The 21,959-nt window shown below is 34.2% G+C and carries 21 protein-coding genes; 8 read left to right on the forward strand and 13 right to left on the reverse strand.

Annotation, left to right across the window (positions count from 1 at the left end):
- The 8 genes from rplB to rpsL form a co-directional block, all read right to left on the reverse strand.
- Positions 1–828, reverse strand: coding sequence for a 50S ribosomal protein L2 (rplB, locus tag R6X41_RS02975; RefSeq protein ID WP_318497300.1), 828 nt, complete (start codon positions 826–828; stop codon positions 1–3).
- Between the two features lie 10 nt (positions 829–838).
- On the reverse strand, positions 839–1,129 hold the full coding sequence (gene rplW / locus R6X41_RS02980; RefSeq protein WP_038527285.1) for a 50S ribosomal protein L23: 291 nt from the start codon (positions 1,127–1,129) through the stop codon (positions 839–841).
- Positions 1,130–1,136: 7 nt separating this feature from the next.
- Positions 1,137–1,766 carry a 50S ribosomal protein L4 gene (gene rplD / locus R6X41_RS02985; RefSeq protein WP_318497302.1) on the reverse strand — a complete coding sequence of 210 codons (630 nt, stop codon included), beginning with the start codon at positions 1,764–1,766 and terminating at the stop codon, positions 1,137–1,139.
- Positions 1,766–2,383, reverse strand: coding sequence for a 50S ribosomal protein L3 (gene rplC / locus R6X41_RS02990; protein ID WP_318497304.1), 618 nt, complete (start codon positions 2,381–2,383; stop codon positions 1,766–1,768). The genes rplD and rplC overlap by 1 nt, the downstream gene beginning before the upstream one ends.
- 161 nt (positions 2,384–2,544) lie before the next feature.
- Positions 2,545–2,850 (reverse strand): 30S ribosomal protein S10, encoded by a 306-nt coding sequence (gene rpsJ, locus R6X41_RS02995; protein ID WP_007650482.1) that lies wholly within the window; start codon positions 2,848–2,850, stop codon positions 2,545–2,547.
- Between the two features lie 10 nt (positions 2,851–2,860).
- Entirely contained in the window at positions 2,861–4,987 is a 2,127-nt protein-coding gene (fusA, locus tag R6X41_RS03000; protein WP_318497317.1) for an elongation factor G, read from the reverse strand.
- Between the two features lie 5 nt (positions 4,988–4,992).
- Positions 4,993–5,469, reverse strand: coding sequence for a 30S ribosomal protein S7 (rpsG, locus tag R6X41_RS03005; RefSeq protein WP_318497319.1), 477 nt, complete (start codon positions 5,467–5,469; stop codon positions 4,993–4,995).
- Positions 5,470–5,492: 23 nt separating this feature from the next.
- The gene (gene rpsL, locus R6X41_RS03010; protein WP_318497321.1) at positions 5,493–5,867 is read right to left on the reverse strand and encodes a 30S ribosomal protein S12; all 375 of its coding nucleotides are present in this window, start codon (positions 5,865–5,867) and stop codon (positions 5,493–5,495) included.
- A 176-nt stretch (positions 5,868–6,043) separates the two neighbouring features.
- Here rpsL and R6X41_RS03015 point away from each other — a divergent pair, with 176 nt between their 5' ends.
- The 6 genes from R6X41_RS03015 (at position 6,044) to rlmB (ending at position 15,099) form a co-directional block, all read left to right on the forward strand.
- Positions 6,044–7,732 carry a BamA/TamA family outer membrane protein gene (locus R6X41_RS03015; RefSeq protein WP_318497323.1) on the forward strand — a complete coding sequence of 563 codons (1,689 nt, stop codon included), beginning with the start codon at positions 6,044–6,046 and terminating at the stop codon, positions 7,730–7,732.
- 118 nt (positions 7,733–7,850) lie between these two features.
- The gene (locus tag R6X41_RS03020) at positions 7,851–10,997 is read left to right on the forward strand and encodes a SusC/RagA family TonB-linked outer membrane protein (RefSeq protein ID WP_318497324.1); all 3,147 of its coding nucleotides are present in this window, start codon (positions 7,851–7,853) and stop codon (positions 10,995–10,997) included.
- A gap of 11 nt (positions 10,998–11,008) precedes the next feature.
- The gene (locus tag R6X41_RS03025; RefSeq protein WP_318497326.1) at positions 11,009–12,457 is read left to right on the forward strand and encodes a SusD/RagB family nutrient-binding outer membrane lipoprotein; all 1,449 of its coding nucleotides are present in this window, start codon (positions 11,009–11,011) and stop codon (positions 12,455–12,457) included.
- Between the two features lie 15 nt (positions 12,458–12,472).
- Entirely contained in the window at positions 12,473–13,327 is an 855-nt protein-coding gene (locus tag R6X41_RS03030) for a hypothetical protein (protein WP_318497328.1), read from the forward strand.
- 18 nt (positions 13,328–13,345) lie between these two features.
- Positions 13,346–14,257: a hypothetical protein gene (locus R6X41_RS03035; RefSeq protein WP_318497330.1), complete on the forward strand. Its 912-nt coding sequence runs from the start codon at positions 13,346–13,348 to the stop codon at positions 14,255–14,257.
- Positions 14,258–14,364: 107 nt separating this feature from the next.
- Positions 14,365–15,099: a 23S rRNA (guanosine(2251)-2'-O)-methyltransferase RlmB gene (gene rlmB / locus R6X41_RS03040; protein WP_318497332.1), complete on the forward strand. Its 735-nt coding sequence runs from the start codon at positions 14,365–14,367 to the stop codon at positions 15,097–15,099.
- Here the strand turns inward: rlmB and R6X41_RS03045 are convergent.
- A complete protein-coding gene (locus R6X41_RS03045) occupies positions 15,096–15,851 on the reverse strand; it encodes a rhomboid family intramembrane serine protease (protein ID WP_318497334.1) in 756 nt (251 codons plus the stop codon). The genes rlmB and R6X41_RS03045 overlap by 4 nt on opposite strands.
- A gap of 110 nt (positions 15,852–15,961) precedes the next feature.
- On the opposite strand from R6X41_RS03045, the gene R6X41_RS03050 reads away from it, so the two are divergent.
- A complete protein-coding gene (locus R6X41_RS03050) occupies positions 15,962–17,239 on the forward strand; it encodes a replication-associated recombination protein A (RefSeq protein ID WP_318497336.1) in 1,278 nt (425 codons plus the stop codon).
- 640 nt (positions 17,240–17,879) lie between these two features.
- On the opposite strand, the gene R6X41_RS03055 is transcribed toward R6X41_RS03050, so the two are convergent.
- The 4 genes from R6X41_RS03055 to radC form a co-directional block, all read right to left on the reverse strand.
- Positions 17,880–18,656: a hypothetical protein gene (locus R6X41_RS03055; protein ID WP_318497338.1), complete on the reverse strand. Its 777-nt coding sequence runs from the start codon at positions 18,654–18,656 to the stop codon at positions 17,880–17,882.
- A gap of 34 nt (positions 18,657–18,690) precedes the next feature.
- Positions 18,691–19,377 carry a YjjG family noncanonical pyrimidine nucleotidase gene (locus R6X41_RS03060; protein ID WP_318497340.1) on the reverse strand — a complete coding sequence of 229 codons (687 nt, stop codon included), beginning with the start codon at positions 19,375–19,377 and terminating at the stop codon, positions 18,691–18,693.
- On the reverse strand, positions 19,367–20,671 hold the full coding sequence (locus tag R6X41_RS03065; protein WP_318497342.1) for a polysaccharide deacetylase family protein: 1,305 nt from the start codon (positions 20,669–20,671) through the stop codon (positions 19,367–19,369). Before R6X41_RS03065 ends, R6X41_RS03060 begins: the two co-directional genes overlap by 11 nt.
- Positions 20,672–20,741: 70 nt before the next feature.
- Positions 20,742–21,440: a RadC family protein gene (gene radC / locus R6X41_RS03070; protein WP_318497344.1), complete on the reverse strand. Its 699-nt coding sequence runs from the start codon at positions 21,438–21,440 to the stop codon at positions 20,742–20,744.
- Between the two features lie 50 nt (positions 21,441–21,490).
- Between radC and R6X41_RS03075 the strand changes: the two genes are divergently transcribed.
- Entirely contained in the window at positions 21,491–21,943 is a 453-nt protein-coding gene (locus R6X41_RS03075) for a DUF1569 domain-containing protein (protein ID WP_318497346.1), read from the forward strand.
- Positions 21,944–21,959 lie beyond the last annotated feature (16 nt).

Genomic DNA, 21,959 nt, shown 5'->3' on the forward strand with positions numbered 1-21,959 from the left:
TTATTTCTTTCTACGTTCTACAATATACTTATTACTCGCTTTTGTTTTAGAACGGGTTCTGAATCCTTTAGCAGGTAAACCTTTTCTTGAACGAGGATGTCCTCCAGAAGATTTTCCTTCACCACCTCCCATTGGGTGATCTACAGGGTTCATTACTACCGGTCTTGTACGAGGTCTTCTTCCTAACCATCTACTTCTACCAGCTTTACCTGATACTAGTAATTGATGATCTGAGTTAGACACAACACCTATTGTAGCCATACAGTTAACTAAAATTAATCTAGTTTCTCCTGATGGAAGTTTTATAGTTGCAAATTTACCATCTCTTGCCATTAACTGAGCAAAAGCACCAGCACTACGAGCCATAACAGCTCCTTGTCCTGGACGTAACTCTACACAAGAAATAATTGTTCCTAATGGAATTTGACTTAAAGGCATTGCGTTACCAATTTCTGGAGCGACACCTTCTTGCCCTGACACAACTGTTTGACCAACTTGTAATCCGTTTTGAGCAATTACATAAGTTTTCTCACCATCTTGGTAATTTAATAATGCAATAAAAGCTGTTCTGTTTGGATCGTATTGGATTGATTTTACTTCAGCAGGGATTCCCGCTTTAGTTCTTTTAAAATCAATGATACGATACCTTTTTTTATGACCACCACCAATATAGCGCATGGTCATTTTTCCTTGACTGTTTCTACCACCTGATCTTTTGTTCGGAGCTAATAAACTTTTCTCCGGCTTATCAGTAGTAATGGCGTCAAATCCATTTACTACTCTAAATCGCTGACCTGGTGTGATCGGTTTTAATTTTCTTACTGACATTTTTGTCTAATTACATGTTACTGTATAAATCAATCACTTCACCTTCCGCCAGTTGTACAAGTGCTTTTTTAACAGCATTTGTTTTACCATGTTGAATACCAGTTTTTGTAAACTTAGTACTTCTATCTGGACGGACATTTATTGTACGAACTTTTTCAACAGAAACGCCATAAGCAGCTTCCACTGCTTTTTTAATTTCTACCTTGTTCGCCTTTGTATTAACCATAAAGCTAAAACAGTTGTTTAATTCACTGTTTGCAGTCGCTTTTTCTGTTATAATAGGTTTAATTAAGATACTCATCGCTTCCTTATTTACTTAAATTCGTTTCAATTCCTTCTAAAGAACTCTCAAAAAGGACTACTTTATTTGCGTTTAAAATCTTGTAAGTGCTTAATTCTGAGTTAATTATAACTTCAGAGCTCTTTAAATTTCGTGATGACAAATATACATTATTATTTAACGCACCCAACACAAATAGTGATTTTTTGTTGTCTAAGTCTAAAGCTTTCAATACACTAGTGAAATTTTTAGTTTTAGCTGAATCGAAATTAAGATCTTCGATTACCACAATTGCTTGTTCTGATGCTTTAATTGTTAAGGCTGATTTACGAGCTAAACGCTTAAGGTTTTTGTTAAGTTTGAAACTGTAGTTTCTAGGTCTTGGTCCGAACATACGTCCACCTCCTTTAAAAACTCCAGACTTAATACTACCTGCTCTAGCTGTACCAGTTCCTTTTTGCTTTTTAATCTTACGTGTAGAACCAGAAATCTCAGCACGCTCTTTAGCTTTGTGAGTTCCTTGTCTTTGGTTTGCTAAATATTGTTTAACATCCAAATACACAGCATGATTGTTAGGCTCTATAGCAAAAACTGAATCAGAAAGGTCTACCTTTCTTCCAGTTTCTTTTCCATTTATATCTAAAACTGCTACTTTCATTACTTCTCAATGATTACATAAGAGTTGTTATGACCAGGAACACATCCTTTAACCACAAGTAGATTCTTTTCAGCAACTACTTTTAGAACTCTTAAATTTTCAACTTTAACTCTATCAGTTCCCATTCTTCCTGCCATCTTCATTCCCTTAAATACTCTTGCAGGATAAGATGCCGCTCCAATAGAACCCGGTGCTCTTAATCGGTTGTGTTGACCGTGAGTTGCTTGACCTACCCCAGCAAAGCCGTGACGTTTTACAACTCCTTGAAAACCTTTACCTTTTGAAGTTCCAGCAATATCTACGAATTCACCTTCTATAAAGTGCTCAACAGTGATTGCATCACCTAATTTGTACTCCGAATCAAAACCTTTAAATTCTACGATTTTGCGTTTTACAGAAGTTCCTGCTTTTTTAGCATGACCTAGGTCAGCTTTAGTAGCGCTTTTTTCTGTCGCGTCATCGAAACCAAGTTGTAAGGCTTTATAACCATCAACTTCTTCAGTTCTGACTTGGGTAACGATACATGGTCCAGCTTCGATTACTGTACATGGAATGTTTTTTCCATTTTCATCGAAGATGCTGGTCATACCGATTTTTTTTCCAATTAACCCAGACATAATTATTAATTTATTTATTAGTATTATATATAAAATAATTCAGGGTCGAAACACGTTCAACCCTGAATGTATTTTTACCGTTTTTCCCTCGCTCGCGGCTCAGGACATGTTTATATGAAACTTTCGTTTCTAAAAATCTTACGTTTGTAAGTGTTCTCTAACTAAACTTTAATCTCTACTTCTACTCCACTTGGCAATTCAAGTTTCATTAAAGCATCAATTGTTTTAGAAGAAGAGCTATAAATATCAAGTAATCTCTTGTAAGAACTTAATTGAAATTGCTCTCTAGACTTCTTATTTACGTGTGGAGAACGTAATACAGTGAAAATTTTCTTGTGTGTTGGTAACGGAATTGGTCCTGTTACAACTGCACCTGTACTTTTTACAGTTTTTACAATCTTATCAGCAGACTTGTCTACTAAGTTATGATCGTAAGATTTTAATTTGATTCTAATTTTTTGACTCATATTCTTAGTTTTAAGCGTCTGTACCTTTAGCTGCCTTAATCACTTCTTCAGATATATTTGAAGGTGTTTCAGCATAGTGTGAAAATTCCATAGTTGATGTAGCACGACCTGAAGATAATGTTCTTAATGTTGTTACATATCCAAACATCTCAGATAATGGTACGGTAGCTTTTACAGTTTTTGCACCTGCTCTGTCTCCCATACTGGTCATTTGTCCTCTTCTTCTATTTAAATCACCTACTATATCACCCATGTTTTCTTCAGGTGTAATAACTTCAATTTTCATAATAGGTTCCATGATAACTGCTTTTGCAGCTTTTGCACAATTTTTGAATCCTAACTTTGCAGCTAGTTCAAAAGATAATGCATCAGAATCCACATCATGATAAGATCCATCTCTCAATGTCACTTTCATGGAGTCAATTTCGTATCCTGCTAATGGTCCATTTACCATAGCCATTTTAAATCCTTTTTCAATTGAAGGGATAAATTCTTTAGGAACGTTACCACCTTTAATTACAGAAATAAATTCAAGACCTTCTTTTCCTTCATCAGCTGGCTCAACCGTAAATGCAATGTCTGCGAATTTTCCTCTACCACCAGATTGTTTTTTGTAAACTTCTCTATGATCTGCAGCTTGTGTAATCGCTTCTTTGTATTCAACTTGTGGTTGTCCTTGGTTTACTTCAACCTTAAACTCACGTCTTAAACGGTCAACAATAATATCTAAGTGTAATTCACCCATTCCTGATATAATAGTTTGTCCTGACGCTTCATCAGTTCTAGCTGTAAATGTAGGATCTTCTTCTGCTAATTTAGCTAAAGCCATACCTAATTTATCAACATCTGCTTTTGTTTTTGGTTCAACAGCAATACCAATTACTGGATCTGGAAAATCCATAGATTCTAAAACAATAGGATGTTTTTCATCTGAAAGTGTATCTCCTGTTTTAATAGATTTAAATCCAACAGCAGCTCCAATATCTCCAGCCTCGATATAATCAATTGCATTTTGCTTGTTAGCATGCATTTGATAAATACGAGAAATTCTTTCTTTTTTACCAGAACGATTATTCAATACATAAGAACCTGCATCTAAACGACCTGAATATGCTCTAAAGAATGCTAAACGACCAACAAAAGGATCTGTAGCAATTTTAAATGCTAAAGCAGCAAAAGGCTCCTTTACATCTGGTCTACGTCTTTCTTCAGCATCTGTATATGGATTCGTTCCAATTACACTTTCTCTATCCATAGGAGAAGGCAAATAACGACATACAGCATCTAATAAGAATTGTACACCTTTATTTTTAAAAGAAGAACCACAAATCATTGGAATGATAGCCATATCCATTACAGCAGCTCTAAGTGCAGAATGCACTTCTTCTTCTGTAATAGAGTCTTCATCTTCCATGAATTTTTCAAGTAAGTTTTCATCGTAAGATGCAACTTCCTCAATAAGTAATGCTCTATATTTTTTAGCTTCAGCTTTTAATTCTTCAGGAATTTCAATAACATCAAAAGTTGCCCCTTGACTTTCGTCATGCCAGATTATAGCTCTGTTTTTAACTAAATCTACAATACCTTTAAAGTTTTCTTCGTCACCAATGTTTAAAACTATAGGCACAGCATTTGAACCTAACATTTCTTTAACTTGACCACAAACTGCTAAAAAATTAGATCCTTGACGGTCCATTTTATTAACAAAACCTATTCTAGGCACTTTATAATTATCTGCTAATCTCCAGTTTGTTTCAGATTGTGGCTCAACACCATCAACTGCACTAAACAAGAATACTAACCCATCTAATACACGTAATGAACGATTTACTTCAACTGTAAAATCAACGTGACCAGGAGTGTCAATAATATTAAAATGATAACCTTGAGCATCAGCTGTTGGTTCACCATTTTCTTTAGGGAATACCCATTCACAGGTTGTAGCCGCAGAAGTGATAGTAATACCACGTTCTTGCTCTTGCTCCATCCAGTCCATAGTTGCAGCACCATCGTGTACTTCACCAATTTTATGAGAAACTCCAGTATAATAAAGAATACGCTCTGTTGTTGTTGTTTTACCAGCATCAATATGAGCAGCAATTCCTATGTTTCTTGTTAATCTTAAATCTCTTGCCATTTTATTTAGAATCTAAAGTGTGAGAATGCTTTGTTAGCTTCTGCCATTTTATGAGTATCTGTTCTTTTCTTAACAGCTGCCCCTTCTTCTTTAGCCGCAGCTAAAATCTCTGATGCTAAACGTTGTGCCATAGATTTTTCGTTTCTTTTACGAGAATAGCTAATTAGCCATTTCATTGCAGTTGAAACTTTTCTGTCTGGACGAATTTGCATTGGAATTTGGAATGTTGCACCACCTACTCTACGACTACGCACTTCTACGTGAGGCATAACGTTAGATAAAGCATCTTTCCACAACTCTAAAGCTGTTTTTTCTTCGTCTGTTTTTTTTGTGTCTACGATGTCAATTGCATCATAAAATACCTTAAAAGCTACCGATTTCTTACCATCCCACATCATCATGTTTACGAATCTAGTTACTAACTGATCGTTAAAACGAGGATCTGGTAAAAGCGGTCTCTTTTTTGCTGCTCTTTTTCTCATGTCTTTTCTTTAAAAGAATTTAATTACTTCTTTGGGCGTTTTGCTCCGTACTTAGATCTACGTTGTGTTCTTCCTGAAACACCTGCTGTGTCTAAGGCACCACGAACGATGTGATATCTAACTCCTGGCAAATCTTTTACCCTTCCACCTCTAACCAATACTATCGAGTGCTCTTGTAAATTGTGACCTTCACCAGGGATGTATGCATTTACTTCATTACCGTTAGTTAATCTAACTCTCGCTACTTTACGCATTGCAGAGTTAGGTTTCTTAGGTGTTGTAGTATAAACACGCGTACAAACCCCTCGTCTTTGAGGACACGAATCTAAAGCTACCGATTTACTCTTCTTGGTTATTTTGGTTCTTCCGTTTCGTACTAATTGTGAAATTGTTGGCATATTTTCTATAAAATTTATAAAATATTCTCTTCTTAGAGGGCTGCAAATGTAAGGATTTATTTTTATTTTTCAAACCCTAATCGATTAATTTTCAATCGAATTTAACTTTTTTTCATTCATGCATATTATTAGTTTAGTTTTTCCGTTAGTTTTACAATTCTAAAGCATAACCAATAGTGCATCAAAAAATCATTTTATTTACTTTTCTTTTACTAACAACATCTAAAGTGCTGTGTCAGAATTTAATATTAAAAATTCATGGAAATACAGATCAGGAAACTCATATTATAGACTCACTGTCTTATTATTCTATACATACAGATTATAAATCGGTTTTAAATGAACTAAACACGCTCTCTAAAATTTTAAACAGCGAAGGTTATATCGCTCATACCATAAAGGACACCGAAAAAATTAACGATTCTACAGTAATATCTTCTTTAAATCTTAATAAAAAATATACTTATATATATATAAGGTATAATGATGCTCATTTAGATGCTCCCATTTTAAACTCGGCAAACATTACTTCAGATGGAAATTTTATCGTTCTTCCTTTTAAGGATACCGAAACATCACTACAACGTTTAAATTCTAAACTTGCAGAACAAGGCCTGCCCTTTTCAACATTAAAGCTTGAAAACATAAATATTGAAAACGATAGTGTAAAAGCTGATTTAAAAATTTCAGAAAAAACTATAGAAAGACACATCGATAAAATTATAGTAAAAGGCTACGAGAAATTTCCAAGAAAATATATAAAATATTACGCTCAAATTAAAACTGGTGATATTTTTAACATGAACGAAATTATAAAAAAAACAAAACGGCTTAATAAACTTCCGTTTACAAATTTAATTCGAGATGCAGAAGTGCTCTTCACCAAAGATTCGACTACCTTATATATATATTTAGAAAAACAGAAAAGCAACAATTTTGATGGCTATTTGGGTTTTACTACAAACGAAGACACAAACAAACTTGAGTTTAGTGGTTATTTGAATATGTTATTAAGGAATAATCTAAATTATGGTGAATCTATTAAACTGGTATACGAAAGTGACGAGAACGATCAAAAAACGTTTAACATAAATATAGATGCGCCTTATTTATTTAAATCACCTATAGGAACAAATGTAGATTTAAATATCTTCAAGAAAGATTCCTCTTTTACTACCGTAAATCAGTCTATAAAATTATACTATCAAATAAACACAGAACAAAAAGCTTATTTAGGAGTAACATCTGTAAATTCTAACAAACTTATAGACGATCCAAGTACACTTTTAGTCGATGATTATAAATCCACGTTTTTTGAAACCAAATACAATTATATTCATTTGGATGAGGAAAGTCTTCTATTTCCAATAAAAACATATGGAGATATAACATTAGGAATTGGAACACGTCTTTATGATGACACTAAAGAAAACCAAAAGCAATTTGACTTCGAACTCGCACATATTTTTTATTTAAACGAAAAAAACAGCATTTACTCCCGATTTACAGCTGCTGGATTACAATCCAACAACTATTTAGAAAATGAATTGCTTCGTTTTGGTGGAATTAACTCAATTCGCGGTTTTGACGAGAACAGTTTAACCGCAAATCTGTACACTGTGCTTAATCTAGAATACAGATTACAGCTAAATCCGACCATATATATTCACAGTATTACAGATTTTTCCTACTTTGAGAACCTACTTGCTGGTCAAAAGGAAAAACTAATAGGCTTAGGGGTCGGTTTTGCGGTATTGACAAAAGCAGGGCTACTTAAATTGAATTTTGCTAATGGTAAATCAGAAAACCAAACTTACACTATCAGTAATGCAAAAATACATATCAGTTTGACAACGTTATTTTAACAAAAGACGCCACTACAACGATTGAAATTTGATATTTTAAAATAATTTAAGGGTTATTTATTGTTTTATTAACTTTTTATTGTGATTTTTGGAACAGACTAATTCAAAATAAATAAAAATGAAAACAAAGTTTAGTGGAATTCTAACGCTGTTTCTAGCGTTCGTTGTGCAGTTTGCATTTGCACAGGAAAAAACAATTTCAGGGACTGTTTCAGACGAAACTGGTTTACCTCTCCCTGGGGTGAATATTATTATTAAAGGAACCTCTCAAGGTACGCAATCAGATTTTGATGGTAATTATGCAATATCCGCTAATAGTGGAGATGTATTATTATATTCTTTTATTGGTTACAAAACTAAAACTGTAACATTAAAAGAGTCAAACACTGTAAACGTAGTAATGAGCGAGGATTTAGCTCAATTAGATGAAGTTGTAGTAACAGCTTTAGGTATTAAAAGAGATGAAAAAGCTCTTGGATACTCATCTCAATCGGTAGATTCTGAAGAACTAACTACAGTAAGAGCTGCAAACATTGTAAACTCTTTAAGTGGTAAAGTAGCAGGTGTAAACGTAACTAGTGCTTCTGGAGCTGTGGGTTCTGAAAGTAGAATTGTTATTCGTGGTATATCTTCTATTAGTGGTAGCAGTCAACCTTTAATCGTTGTCGATGGTGTAATTATGGACAACTCTAGTTATGGTGATTCTACTTCTAGTGGTGGTAACATGACTCCTAACGGACTTGCCGATCTTAACCAAGACGATATTGCTTCTATGAACGTTTTAAAAGGTGGTGCTGCTACTTCTTTATACGGTATGCGTGGTGCTAATGGTGTTATTGTAGTTACTACTAAAACTGGTAGTTCTAAAGGAAACAAATTAGGAATTGATATTTCTAGTAATATCTCTTTTGATGACGCTTATATTTTACCAGATTACCAAAACTCTTATGGTCAAGGTAATAGTGCTAACTACTTCGAATATGTAGACGGAATTACTGGAAGCGGTGGAGTTGACGAAAGTTGGGGACCTGCTTTAAATTCTGGTTTAGAATTTGTACAATGGGATTCTTTCGATGGTGAAGCTAGGCCTTGGGTGTCTTACGAACATAACGTAAAAGACTTCTACCAAACAGGTGTTACAACTAATAACAACATCGCTTTTACTAAAGCGGGTGATGGTTATAGCGGAAGAGTATCTATGGGTCTTACAGACACTGAAGGTGTTATGTATAATACAGATTTAACGAAATACAATTTTTCTGCTAAAATGGATTTTGATTTATCAGACAAATGGAAAGTAGGTTTTTCTGCAAATTATATTAAAACATCAAGTGGTAATTTACCAACTGTAGGTTACGGAGATTCTAACAACCAAATTGGACAACTAGTATGGAGTGGACGTAACGTAAACTTCCAAGATTTAAAGGATTGGAGAAGTTTACCTACAGCTTTAGCTGCTGGAACTGACACTGAAACTCCAATTAACTGGAACATGGCATACAACAACAACCCTTACTGGGCGTTGGATACTAACACAAACACTTTCGACAGAAATCGTTTATTAGGGAATATTAATCTTAGCTATAGTTTCACAGATAACTTAATCCTTACAGCACAAACAGGTATCGATTATTTCTCTTCTTTAGATACAAGTAGAAGAGCATTTGGTACGTATGAGTACGCAAGAGGTTACTATTCTGAAACTAACCGTGAGCGTTACGAAATTAACTCTCAAGCAATCTTAAGTTACAATACAGATTTAGGTGAGCAATTCAAGTTAAACGTTAGTGCAGGTGGAAACGCAATGGTAAACAACTACCACAGATTAGGAATGACTGCCCTTGAATTACAAGTTCCAGATGTTTACAATATTGCTAACACAAGAGATGGTGTTTCACCTGAATTGGATCAATATACTTCTGAACAAAAAATTAACTCTTTATTCGCTTTTGCACAATTCTCTTATAACAATGTAATTTTCGTAGATGTAACAGGACGTAATGACTGGGCTTCAGTTTTACCATTAAACAACAATAGTTTCTTCTATCCAGGTGCTAACATTAGCGCAATCTTAAGTGATATGATTGGAATTGACGGTTTCTTAAAAGTAAGAGGAGGTTGGGCTAAAGTAGGTAGTGCAGGACCATTATCTCCTTATAGTTTAGAACCATCTTACGAATTTGCTACGCCTTGGGGAACTACTCCATTAGCACAAAATCCAGCAACACTTTGGAATCCAGAAATTCAAAACGAAACTACAGAAGAATTTGAAGTTGGTTTAGATGCAAGATTCTTTGCAAACAGATTAAGATTAGATGCAACTTACTACGACAAAACAACGTCTGACGTAATTATGGCAAAACAAATTTCTTCTGCTTCAGGGAATTCATTTATTTGGGATAACGCAGCGACTATTACTAACCAAGGGTATGAAATCACATTAGGTGTAGATGTAATTAGAAGTAAAGAAGCTACTGGATTTAACTTCGGTTTCGATATTAACTTTGCGCAAAACACAAACGTTGTTCAAGATATAGATGATGACTCAACTACAGATGACGGAACTATCTTATTAGGAAGTTTATGGAATGTACAAAACCAAGCTAGAGAAGGTCAAGCAGTTGGTTCACTTTACGGACCAGCTTTTGCAAGAAACGACGATGGTGCAATTATTTACCAAAACGGTATTCCTACAGCAGATCCAACTTACCAAGTATTAGGTAACATTAACCCTGACTGGGTTGGAGGTATTAACTTTAATGCATCTTACAAAAACTTTAGATTCTCAACATTAATTGATGTTAAATGGGGTGGAGATGTGTATTCTCAAACAAACTCTTGGGGTAAATTAGCTGGTGTATTAGAAGAAACACTTCAAGGAAGAGAAACTGGTGTAATCGGAGAAGGTGTAATGTCTGACGGTAACGGCGGATGGATACCTAACAATGTTGTTACTTCTGCTCAAAGTTTTTACAGCACAACCTATTCTCAAAACATTGCTGAATCTTCAGTATATGATGCATCTTTCATCAAATGGAGAGAAATAGCTTTAGTGTACGATTTCCCAAGTGATATTTTCAGTAACATGAATGTAGATGCTATTTCTTTAGGATTTACAGTTAGAAACTTAGCTATTCTTTACAAGAAAGTACCGCATATCGATCCGGAAACTGCATTTAGTAGTAGTACAGGAGCTCAAGGTTTAGAGTATGCTCAACAACCTTCAACCAGAAATATTGGTTTTAACTTAAACGTTAGATTTTAAATAAAAGAAAAATGAAAAAACTGAAATATATATTAGCGCTAGTTGCTATAGTTCCTGCCATGGTACTTACTAGTTGCGACTCAAGCTTCGAAGAAGTAAATACTAACCCTAACGACCCTTCTGTTGTACCTGCCAATTTATTGTTAGGTAATGCGTTAAGAGCGACAGCAAACCAAATACAAGGTATATTCTTGTCTGGAGAAGCAGGTTCTTGTTGGGTACAACATTTAGGAAAACCGGTATATAACGATAACGAGTTATATGTACCAAGACAAGGTTCTATTACAGATCTTTGGGATCAATTATACCTTAGAACAATTAAGAATGCAGAACAAATGCAAGTTTTAGCTGCAGAAGAAGAAAATAGTAACCTTCAAGGTGTGGCTTTAGTTATAAAAGCACATGCTTTTCAAGTATTAGCAGATGCTTTTGGTAACATTCCTTTACAAGAAGCTTTAATGGCAGAAGCAACAGGAAACACTACTCCAGTTTACGACGATAGTAAATCTGTTTATTCTGATATCTTAACAATGTTAGACGAGGCTATGGTGTTATTAAACGGAAGTGGAACTATCGATGCAAGTCAAGATTTCATTTATTCAGGAGATTATATGAACTGGAAACGTTTTGCTGCATCTTTAAAGTTTAGAGTATTAATGAGAGTGTCTAAAGACGCAACTACGTTTAACGTAGCATCAGAATTACAAGCATTAGTGAACTCAGGTTTATTATTCTCTAATAACGAACAAGAAGCTAAACTTGCTTTCTTATCTGCATCTCCAAATGCAAACCCTTACTTTGAAACCTTAGTAGATGGAGGTCGTGTTTCTGAATGGTGTTTAGGAGAATCTTTAGTAAACTTCATGTTAGGTTACAATGACCCAAGATTACCTGTTTACGCACAAGAAGTTGGAGGAAATGGATCTGGTAACGGATACGTTGGAAAACCTGCAGGAATCCAAAACATCGGAGATTCTTTTTATGGAGACTCTAATAACGTATCTTTAATAGGTGATAAATATATCGCTGCTGAACAACCTGCATTTTACTTAAGTTATGCACAATTAGAATTCTTAATGGCTGAAGCTGCAGAAAAAGGATTTATTTCAGGTGATCCTGCTGTACACTATGTAAACGGAATTACTGCATCTTGTTATTCTAACGGACTTACAGGTACAGGAGAAATTCCTTTATCTTATAACGGAGGAGCATCTGGATTAGAACAAATTGCAGAACAAGAATGGGTTGCTTTATACATGCAAGGATTTGAATCTTTTACAGAATATAACCGTACAGGTTACCCTGTATTACCTTTAGCTATAGATGCTGTTTTAACTAGTATTCCTACTAGATTTAATTATCCAAATGAAGAGCAATCTTTAAACAATGCTAATTATACTCAAGCGGTTAGTGAGCAAGGAGCAGATTTATTAACAACTCCACTATGGTGGCAAAACTAATTTAAAACAAAACACATGAAAAAATTATTATATATAGGAGTAGTAATGCTAAGTGCGCTTAGTATTACATCTTGTGGAACTGACGAAGATACAGTTGCTCCAGTTAAAGCTGAAGCGGGGTTTTTAGTCGATACTTCTAAATCAACAGGGAAACTTTTAGGTTCTCCGGAATCAGGAGTACCTTTAGATGAAGCATCAATTACTTTTACAGACGCTGAATTAACAATGAATGCGTTCTTAAGTAGAGGAAATGTAGAAAATTTAGAGAAAATAGAATTTGTTAAAACACTTATTCTTTACAGACCATATTTAGATGAAGATGGAGAAGAACAAATAGAAACTATTACAGGAGAGGAAATACTTGTAGCAACTTCTACTGATTTTTCTACAGAAGATCCTTTTATCGTACAGTTAAATGGTATCGATGAATTGTTGGAAGGAACAGGTGTTACACCAGACGAATTAAGAATTGGTGATGTACTAAAAGTAAAAACTAAAATCACAGAAAAAACTGGTGAAGTATATTACTTTAACAGTAGTATGGGAACTTACGATGTGACTATAAACTGTTCATCTAATTTAGCTGGAACATATTTAGTATATTACAGTGGTGTTGGATACCCTTACGTGGTAACTGAATTATCTCCTGGATTATACGAGATGAATCAAATGTTCGCATGGCCTACAAGTGGATATGTAGTTAAATTTACTGATACTTGCGGAGAGTTAACATTATTAAACGATTGGCCTTTCTCTAACACGGTTTCAGGTACAGGGTATGTAGATACTTCAAATGGAAATTTAGTTTGGACTAGTGTTACTGTAGAAGATGTATACGATGGTAATGCTTATACAATGGTTAAACAATAATTAAAAAATAATTATACAATGAAAAACATATATAAAATTTTAGGTCTATTAACCCTATCTGGTGTTGTATTTACATCTTGTCAAGAATACGGCAATACTGGAGAATCATTAATAGATTATACACCAATATCTGCTACAGTTACTACGGAGCAATCGTCGTATGATATTAGTGAAAGAATGGTCAAATATAATGCAGACAATGAAACGCCTTTCTTTATACCCTATACAGTAACGCTTGCTGAACTTGCACCTGTTAATGCGGTTATAGAAATAGAGCAAACTGGAGGAACTGGTTCTAGTGCAGACTATTATTACGATAGCGTTACTATACCATCTGGTTCACTAGTAGGTTCAGGTAAAATATATTTTACTACTAATGGTGATGAAGAAGGTCTAAAAACTCTAGAACTTTCTGCATATTCTGTAGCTAATTTTGACGTAGCTGCTAATAGTATTGACATTACAATCGATGACGATTATGTAGATCAAATCTTAAATTTAGAATTGGCTTGGGAAGGTATTTACACTTATGTTCCTGATGGACTTAATGCTGAAGTAACAGTAGACTTCTGTTCTATTGACATCGATCTTTTATACTATCCTTCTCCAGATGCAACAGATGCTTACAATATTTCCGATGGTGCAACAGGTGCATGTCCTGAAGTTTCTGGATACGAGAATAACACTTATGGATTACCTGATGGTGTATACTATTTAAAAGCTTCAGTTTACGAAAATAAAGACTCTAGCTTATATGAAGATGCGCCAGTGCCATTAACTTTAACTTGGGGTGTTGCTAACCAAGGTTCTGGTATAATTGTAACAGAAGGTTTACTATTATCTTCTCCTGCTGGTACAGAAATCATTGTAGGTGTTGCAACAGTTAGTGACAATGGAGCAAATATTGTAGTTACTCCTTACAACGAATAAACTTACATATTACAAGTAAATTTATATTTAAAACCACCTCAATCGAGGTGGTTTTTTTATGCTTAAACTTTTAATTATCTATTCATAAATTATTGTATTTTTGCCGCATGGAAAAAGAGACTCAAATTTTTGGAATTCGTGCAGTAATAGAAGCGATTCAATCTGGTGAAAATATTGATAAAGTATTTGTTCAAAAAGGACTTAAAGGCGAATTATCTCACGAACTTGAAGGTGTATTACGCAAACAACGTATTAACTTCTCTTATGTTCCTATTGAAAAATTAAATAAACTTACGACTAAAAACCATCAAGGTGTTGTAGCACAAATTGCTCCAATTACCTTTTGGGATATCGAAGAATTAGTCACTAAAGTAATGGAATCTGGAAAGACTCCCCTATTCCTTTTACTTGATCAATTAAGCGATGTAAGAAATTTTGGAGCTATTATTCGTACTGCAGAATGTACTGGAGTAGATGGAATTATAATTCAGAAAAAAGGTGGTGCTCCTGTAAATGGAGATACCATAAAAACAAGTGCTGGTGCCGTATTTAAAATGCCTATTTGTAAAGTAGACCACATTAAAGACGCCATGTTTTATATGCAAGCTTCTGGAATAAAAGTTATTGCAGCTACAGAAAAAACAGACGATTTATTATACGATGTCTCTTTTACCGAACCATGTGCCATTATTATGGGGTCTGAAGGAAAAGGAATTAATCCTTCGGTATTAAAACTTGTAGATGCTAAAGCTAAACTGCCTTTATTAGGCGAGATAGGATCTTTAAATGTATCTGTTGCTTGTGGTGCTTTTTTATATGAAGCATTAAGACAAAGACGTTAATCCTCAGTTTTATTTTCTTTAAATATATAGTGATATGTTGTTGAAGGATCTTCTAAAACAGGAGGCTCTTCAACATCATCTTCAATGGGTTTAGATTCTATAAAGTTCCCATCTGCATCAAATTGTCTTAAAAACGGATCATCATCGGGATTATAATCGGCTTTTTCCCAAGCATATTGTTTGGGCTTCGCAATTTCTTTCTTAAAAAATAGGGCAAATAGTAATCCTGTTATTAACCCAGACAAATGGCCTTCCCACGAGATGCCTTCTTCCATAGGTATAACATACCAAATCATACTTCCATAAAGAAATACAACTAAAAGGGATAACGCAATCAATCTATAATGTTTTGCAAAGACACCTTTAAAGAATATAAAACTTACTAAAACATAAATTAATCCACTCGCTCCAATGTGGTAAGATGGTCTCCCAATACACCACGTTAAGAAACCAGACACTAAAATACCATACCCCAAAACTTTCCAAGCAATAGGTCTATAAAAATAAAATAATGCTAAACTAAGTACAAACAACGGAATCGTGTTATGATATAAATGTGAAATCCCAGAATGAATAAACGGGCTGAATATTATGCCTTGTAAACCTTCAAAAGTACGCGGGTAAATACCATGTTTATTAAAGACTATATTCGTTTCAATTTCAAACCAAAACACATACCACAATATCAATACAAATGCTAGCGGATACGCCAAAACACCGTTAGAAAATTTAAATTGGTCGTGTTGTTTCATAAATTGAATTTCCTTTAGATAATCAAATTGTAAACCGTTTTTCTATAAAATGATAAAATGTCAGTCTGTAAATATTTAATTAGAACTAAAAAATACAGTAATTTTACAACATGAACGCACCTTTAGCAGAACGTTTACGTCCTGAAACTTTAGACGATTATATTAGCCAGTCGCATCTTGTTGGTCCAAAAGGGCCTTTGCGCATGCAATTAAAGCAAGGATTAATTTCGTCTATGATTTTTTGGGGACCTCCAGGAACGGGAAAAACTACATTAGCTAATATTATAGCGACACAATCCGGCAGACCATTTTACACATTAAGTGCCATAAATTCTGGAGTAAAAGATATTCGCGAAGTTATTGACAAAGCAAAACAGAGTGGCGGATTATTCACAACCAAAAACCCGATTTTGTTTATCGATGAGATTCACAGATTTAGTAAATCGCAACAAGATTCTTTATTACAAGCTGTCGAAAAAGGTTGGGTCACTTTAATTGGAGCAACAACAGAAAATCCTAGTTTCGAAGTTATTCCAGCATTGTTATCGCGGTGTCAGGTTTACGTTTTAAATGCATTCGATAAAACCGATTTAGAACAGCTTTTGCATCGTGCAATCGAGACGGACACATACTTAGCTAGAAAAACCATAAAGCTACAAGAAACGGCTGCACTATTACGCCTTTCTGGTGGAGATGGCAGGAAATTACTAAATATTTTCGAATTACTTGTGAATACCTTTGAAGGTGACGACATAGTAATTACAGACGACATTGTTCTTCAAAAAGTGCAAAACAATACGGTGCGTTACGATAAGACAGGCGAACAACATTACGATATTATTTCAGCTTTTATAAAATCTATCCGCGGAAGCGATCCCAATGCTGCTGTGTATTATTTAGCTAGAATGATTGAAGGTGGTGAAGATGTAAAATTTATAGCACGTCGTCTTTTAATTTTAGCAAGTGAAGATATTGGGAATGCAAACCCTACGGCTTTAGTAATTGCAAATAACACCTTTCAAGCTGTTTCTGCAATTGGCTACCCAGAATCTAGAATTACGTTAAGTCAATGTACCACCTATTTGGCATGTTCGGCTAAAAGTAATTCGGCTTATGAAGCCATTGGAAAAGCGCAACAATTGGTTAGAGCAACAGGCGATTTATCTGTACCTCTAGGCATAAGAAATGCACCCACAAAATTAATGAAAGAATTGGGCTATGGCGAAGATTATAAATATGCACATAGCTATGCTAATAATTTCGCTGAGCAAGAATTCTTACCAGACGAAATAAAAAACACCAAGCTTTACGAGCCTGGTGCTAATCCTAGAGAGCAATCCGACCGCAACTTTTTAAAGCAACGCTGGAAAACTAAATATGGGTATTAATTATGGGTTTTAGAACAAAGACCGCTGCGCTGAAAGAAGCAAGAGCAAAGATTTGATTTAGAGCTTTTGAAGATTTACAGTAAAATCTAAATTACAGTTACTCGAATGTGACCCAGAACGCGTTTCAGGAGCTCAAAGCTAGCTTCACGACACACGCATAACACACGACTAATTAATTCTTAGAACAAAGACCGCTGCGCTGAAAGAAGCAAGAGCCAAGATTTCATTTAGATCTCTTCAAGATTGACAATAAAATCGAAATTACAATTACTCGAATGTGCCCAAGAACTCCTTTCGGGATCTCAAAGCTAGCTTCACGACACACGCATAACACTCGACTATTTAATAATTAGAACAAAGACCGCTGAGCTGCGAGAAGCATGAGCAAAGATTTGATTTTAGAATCGTTAAACCTTTTTAATTCCCTTTAAGAATGTCATGTAGAAGGAGGCACAACTGAAGCATCTCTTGAAATGGAACCTAAATCCAGATACAGTGCAACAGAACGTTTCCTTTATTACTAGAATATTCTTCACCTAGCACCCAAAACACTAAAAACAAAAAAACGTCACCCTAATTTATTAAAGTGACGCCTTTTCTACTCGTGAATCTAATCACGTATAAAGTTTAAAAGTCGAGATTAAAATTTCACGTTTAAAATTTCTTCTTTTAAAATATCTCCGTCATAAAATTCGATAACCCAATTGTCACCAGATTTATGAACAATAGCTTGATTTCCTTCAACAAAATACACGTGTTCTAATTTTGTTTTCTTCAACTTATATACCACTTTTGGCGAACTATCGACCAATTGGTATCCGTTAGGAATTTCTTGTGCATATAATACATTAGACACTGGAGTTACTGCTTGCGATACAGCGTTAGATGCAACTGCTGCTGATGTAGTTTGTGTTACGGGTGTTGCTGCCGCAGGAACTTGTGTAGCAACATTTGCTGCAACAACTGGCGCTGCAATTTCTGCACTACTAGCTTCGTAAACATAATTTATATCAGCGAAAGATTCAAACGCTTCTCGTAACGCTTCCTGATATCCTTTTTGGTAATCTTTGTTTTTTGAATCGCCTATAGCGCTTTCAAAAACCACTTGATTTTTACAATCTTTTAAAACAACTTTTAATTTTGTAACAAATAAACTCGATTCGTTTAAGACATTCGCACGTAAACCTAAACATCCATTTGAATTTAAATCGGCTGGTATGTCATCTTGTTCCATAACCGCATTGAAACCATTTTTTTCTAATAAAAATTGGGTTAATGCATTCATTTCGTATTGATTTGACTCCTTTAAAAATGAATATGTATTAGGAACAATTACATATTTATATGTGTTTATGTTGTTTTGAGCGAAAGCGCCAAAAGAAACGCTAACAAATAACAATAAAAATAATCTTTTCATAAGTTTAATGATTTTTGGTAAAGATAATTAAGTTTTATAAATAGTTTTTCAATTCGATTAATTTATCGATTTGTGTAATATGGTTATGTGTTGTTAAAGGAATGTCGTTAAAATAAATGGCTTGAAATCCTACATTTAAAGCACCTAAAATATCTGCTTCTAAGTTATCGCCAATCATAATACTTGTTTCTACATTTGCATTTGCTTGTTCTAATGCATAATAAAAAATATTTGGATCTGGTTTTTTTACGCCTGCTTGTTCAGAATTTGTAACTGTTTTAAAATATTGATTTATTTTTGAACCTATTAGTTTTGAAGCTTGTACTTCCTCGAATCCATTTGTAATGATATGAAGATTGTACTTGGGCTGTAAATAATTTAATACCGAAATAGTATCGTCAAACAAATGATTAAACGATGACAAATAGCTTAAATAATCATCGGATAATTTATGAACCAAATCTGCTTTAACAGGAATCTGTAACTGATTGAATGTATCGTTTAGTCTTCCGAAACGCAAGGTTTCTTTATCGACTTCCCCCATTGTAAAACGTTTCCAATAGGCAAAGTTAATAGGAACATAAGCTTCTAAAAAAACATTTAAATCTGTTTCTAATGCATTGACTTCGAATATTTTTTGAAAGGTTAAAGACGAATTCTTTTCAAAATCCCAAAGTGTATGGTCTAAATCGAAAAACACATCTTTTATTTTATTTATCATCTTCTGTGGAGTCTAAAATAATATTGAATAATTCTTTAAAATCTTTCCAACGCCCATGGCCACTAAATGTATAATTATGAAACACGGGAACAAATTCGCCATTTACGCGCTTAACTTGATTGATAATATATTGCAAAGATTCCTTTTTATCTAATAGAGACGCATATTTTAACAACGCAGAATCTATAACATGATACGAATTTATGCGAAGCGGTGTCTGCACTTCGTAATCTAAATCGTAAAAGAAAAATGGTGTACAGGTTCCAGCACGAAAGCCAATTTCGTTTACATACCCCATAGTATAGTCATCTTGAACTTCTAATTCGACTAAGTTTCTATATAAATCAGGTAAATTTAATTTCGAAAACGAATTCCGAGATTCCATTAACGAGGTATTAATTATACCTTCCATACGCTGATGTTCTTCCTTTAAAATCGACTTGTCTTCAATTGCGAAATAAGAGACTTTTAGCCCCACTTTACAATAATCTGCAACCGATTTTATTAAAGACACAAAATCTTTTCGATAAACACTAACACCCTTATCGTAAGTGGAATAATCTCCTATTAGAAAGAAAAAATGAAATTTATATTTGGTCTGTTTTTGTTTGTTTAAAATGTATTTAAAGGTATCGTAAGGATCGCGTTTTAATCCGAATAAAACCATATAACGGTAGTAGAATCTTTTAAAACTAAAAGCAAACAAATCTTTGATTGTGCCACCAAAAGTCCGCATTAAACCTTTCAGTCTAAAATCGTATGGTGTTGGTACATCTATAACCGGCTTTATACCATACGTGCGGTCTGTGAATTCATGATCTGGATAGTGCGCTTTTAAAACTTCCTTAAATTTATACGCCCAAATATCGACAACGGGTTGATTTAAAAATTTGTATCTATAAGCCAAACTTTCATTAGCCACATATCTTCCATATTCATCCTTTACGTGAGGCAAATACTCTTCGTATCTGCTTAATAAATAAAATGAAGCTGCAAAAATATCGTATGGAATGGCGCTTTTATCACCATTAAAAAAGAAACATTTAGTATCGTCCCAATTGGCTACATTTAAATCTGGATCGGAAATACCTTGTTCAAAAAGCAATTCGTGACTGCGTATAAAAATCTCTCGTCCCAATGGCTGTCTTGTGTACGACATTTTAAAACTATCGTGAGCAATAAACTCTTCGATAGTTGTAGTAAACGACACAGGAATACCAAGAATTCTGGTACAGAGATGTTTAAACGTAAATTTTATACGCGGTGTTATTTTATGAGTATATACTAGAAGCACACGTTGATTTTAAAGTAATAAAAGTAATGTATTTACAATTAATAAAACGAATTAGCCTGCTTAATGCACACTACATTTCGTTTTCGTCTGCAAAACTAAAATAAGAACGCTCGGTAATAATAACATGATCTAATACTTTAATATCTAAACTCGCCGCCGCAGTTTTTAGTTTTTGAGTAATTTGTTTATCGGCTACACTTGGTTTTAAAGTTCCCGACGGATGGTTATGAACTAAAATAAGCGCCGTTGCACCAAGTTCTAAAGCCATTTTTAAAGTGAGTCTAACATCTACCAAAGTTCCTGTAATTCCGCCTTTGCTTAATTGTTGTTTTTGTAGAATAGTATTGGAATTATTCAGATAAATAATCCAAAATTCTTCATGAGGTAATTCGCCTAAAAGTGGTTGCATAACATCAAATACAGAAGCTGAAGATGTTATTTTATTTTGCTTAACAGCCTCCTCTCCTCTACGTCGTCTACCAAGTTCCATAGCAGCAGCAATGCTTATCGCTTTGGCTTCTCCGATACCTTTAAAAGTCATTAATTGTTTTATAGATAGTTTTCCTAAAGCTCTTAAATTATTATCTACACTAGCTAAAATTCGTTTTGTTAAATCGACAGCACTTTCCTCTCTATTTCCGCTTCCTATCAAGATTGCGACTAATTCTGCATCGCTTAAAGCTGCTTGTCCCTTATAGAGCAATTTCTCTCTTGGTTGATCGTCTTGCGACCAATTTTTTATTGAAAATGGAACCTTTTTTTCTGACATACACTAAATATAAAAATTGTAAATTACTCACGCAATTAAAATCACTGATTATGAACAGTTTATTTGAAACTAATTCTAGTAATTCTATTCTGGAAAGACTTAATGCTTTAGATGATAACACCAAATCTGAATGGGGAAAAATGGATGTGAGTCAAATGCTAAAACATTGTCAAGGTCCTTTAAACATTGCCTTAAAAAAAGAAGAACTATCTACAAAGCTTGGTTTTATTCAAAAATTCATGATGTCTTTATATAAACCATTGCTGTATAACGATAAGATATGGAAACATAATTTACCAACGGCAAAAGAATTTAGAATAACCACACCTCAACATTTTTCAACAGAAAAAGAAAAATTGGAACAACTTATAATCGAATTCTCAAAAAAAACTGAAGTAAAAACTTGGCCTAATCATCCGCTTTTTGGTTACTTTACTCCCGAACAATGGGGTAAAATGCAATACAAACATTTAGACCATCATTTAACCCAATTCAACGTTTAATAAAAATCTTTTTCAA

This window comes from Formosa sejongensis (genome assembly GCF_033447105.1).
Classification (GTDB): domain Bacteria; phylum Bacteroidota; class Bacteroidia; order Flavobacteriales; family Flavobacteriaceae; genus Formosa.